Below are 2,423 nucleotides of genomic sequence, written 5' to 3' on the forward strand. Positions count from 1 at the left end.
GACAAATACGTTATTTTAATATCTAGTTAACATAATGTACACTAACCCAAGTAGCGCCTGTATCGCTTGATACAGGCGCACAATTTACGATTTTAGATTGGTCTACCTCGCTCTCTTTTTTTAAAAGCCTAGAAAAAGGGATTTTTAGAAAAGAAAGTTTGAAAAAAAGAAAAACGAAGTTAGAGTTGTTTTTGTTATTTTTTTAATTTATATGCCGAAAAAAACTTGAATTTTTTAAGTGGGTTAAATAAAATTGTTTCTCGTGAAAAAAATAACAAAAGAGGAGTGATTACAATCGCTAGAATTGAACAAAAAGGAAAGGTGACTTTTTTACAAGCTATAAAAGACTTCTTTCGAGGATATGTAGATTTTAAAGGCAGAACAACCAGAGCAGGTTACTGGTGGGTATCATTTGTATTAATAATCATTGCAATAGTTACAGGTATTATGTTTTTCTTTGGACTATTCGCAAATAACATGAATGGTTCTATTCCTCTGCTATTACCATTTACTATTTTTGTTTTAGTAGCAGTTATACCTTACCTATCTATGAGCGTTCGTCGTTATCGAGACGTTGGTCTGACAGGTTGGGGAGTGCTTTGTTTGTGGCTAGTTTCTCTTTTACTGGGTCAAATGACCTCTGGTTTTAATTACGTTAATGGAGAATATGTGTTTGCCACAAATCCTATAGCTACTTTTATTTCCTCAATTATTAGTATTTTTTTGACTTTATTAACGATTTTTCCTACAGACATGTTAACTGTATCAAGTGAAAATCGTATTTTACTCTTTTTCTTTCGTCCAAGGAACCAAGAAAAAGAGTAGCTAGAACAAGACGTCAAAAGCTTCGTATTTTCTAGTAAGCTTTTGACGTTTTTTGAATTTGTTAAAGTTGAATTCATTTTTTATCAAAAGAAGTTCTTTGTCGTTTTGCTTAGCCCTTTTTTTGATTGTAGCTTAGAACGAAACTGAACATGAGCGAAGCGAATTTTTTACACGCCTGACGACAACGAAGAACTTCTTCGTTGTAATGCAACGCCATCAAATTCATTTGGTGAGTGTAAGTGCGCACTAGTGATTTTTGAAGCAAGAATGACTAATTACTTTAATTATATATTATATATTTGTGTTACTGTTAGAGAGAATTCATTTCCGTCGATATAATTACAGTAATTATACTTTAGTTTTTTAGACAGGAAAGTTTTTTTCTTCTCTCTAATATTTTTCGCAATTCTAATTACGGTAATTAGAGAGTAGGAAGTTATATGTGATTCGCCGTAGAAACGAAAAAACAAAAAAGAGGGCAACAAATATAACTGAAGTAATTAAATTGAGATACCTCATTTTTCACTAGTGCGCACTTATACTCACTAAACTATGTTTTAATGAGCTGTGCTACCGCAATGAAATTCATTACGGTCGTCAAGCGTGTCAAAAAACTCACTTCGTTCATGTCATGTTTATTTTTTTGTTTTTAGACCTTCACTCACTTTTTTTTACATATATCTCTTGATATAATTACTGTAACTAACAACTAACTACGTGAAATGAATTGAAAGAGGAGGTCCCCAACATGGTAAAAACAAAACAATCTCAACTAAAAGCTGTCGCTAACTACCAACAATTTCTGTATGGCTGGGCAAGAAGTGAATCGGAAGAAGCAAATGAGATTCGGGAAAGAAGAAGAGGACAAGTGTATCGTTCCAATGGAAAAACGTGGGCAAAAAAATATGCGAGTCAGGAAGAATTGAAACACTATATCAATGAACTGAAACAAATTGAAAATGACAGGTTCAAAACATGGGACGATCGCCTTATAAAATAACAAACTATTGAAAATAAAAAAGAGATAAAGGAGTAAAGAAATGAAAAAAAGAAAACTATTTTTCTATCTCTTTATTGCATTAATCATAATCTTAGGAGGAAAACTTTACATGGATGAAAAACAATTACAGAAAGAAATGGTCACAGTTGTCAAAAGTGACGAAGCAAAAAAAGTCTTTGAAGAAGGATTACGAAATTTAGATCCTAATGCCTTAACTCCAAAAGGAGTGATTCAATCATACGAAATTGACTATGATAGCATTAGACACAATCCTATGGGAGGGATTATGTTTACTGCTTATTTCAATGGAGATGCTCAATTATATATTAACGATTCTTTAAATAAATATAATAATAGTTTAGAGAGTGGAGGTAGTGCTCTATCTCCAAAATTAAGTAAGCTTTTGAAAGAAAGGACAGAAGAAAATGAGTAATTATAGCGGGAAGGAAAGAGTAGAAATAGCAAAATTAGAGTATGAGAAATTAATGATTGGTCAAGAATTAAAGACTAGAAATAAGAAACAATCAATTGGTTATGTTTCTCAAAAATTCAATAAAATTTCCGGCGAACAATCATTCGTAATCACTGACCATTATGT

3 protein-coding genes are annotated in these 2,423 nt (G+C 31.9%); all 3 read left to right on the forward strand.

Annotated features, from left to right (window positions below; genetic code table 11):
* Positions 1–225 precede the first annotated feature (225 nt).
* The 3 genes from QVD32_RS12825 (at position 226) to QVD32_RS12835 (ending at position 2,258) form a co-directional block, all read left to right on the forward strand.
* Positions 226–825, forward strand: coding sequence for a DUF805 domain-containing protein (locus QVD32_RS12825; RefSeq protein ID WP_287710335.1), 600 nt, complete (start codon positions 226–228; stop codon positions 823–825).
* Positions 826–1,573: 748 nt separating this feature from the next.
* Entirely contained in the window at positions 1,574–1,825 is a 252-nt protein-coding gene (locus QVD32_RS12830) for a hypothetical protein (protein ID WP_287710336.1), read from the forward strand.
* 40 nt (positions 1,826–1,865) lie between these two features.
* Positions 1,866–2,258, forward strand: a complete 393-nt coding sequence (locus QVD32_RS12835; protein WP_287710337.1) for a DUF1310 family protein — start codon at positions 1,866–1,868, stop codon at positions 2,256–2,258.
* Positions 2,259–2,423: the final 165 nt, after the last annotated feature.

Origin of the sequence: Barnesiella sp. (assembly GCF_022723415.1) — a bacterium.
Taxonomy (GTDB): Bacteria; Bacteroidota; Bacteroidia; order Bacteroidales; family Barnesiellaceae; genus Barnesiella; species Barnesiella intestinihominis.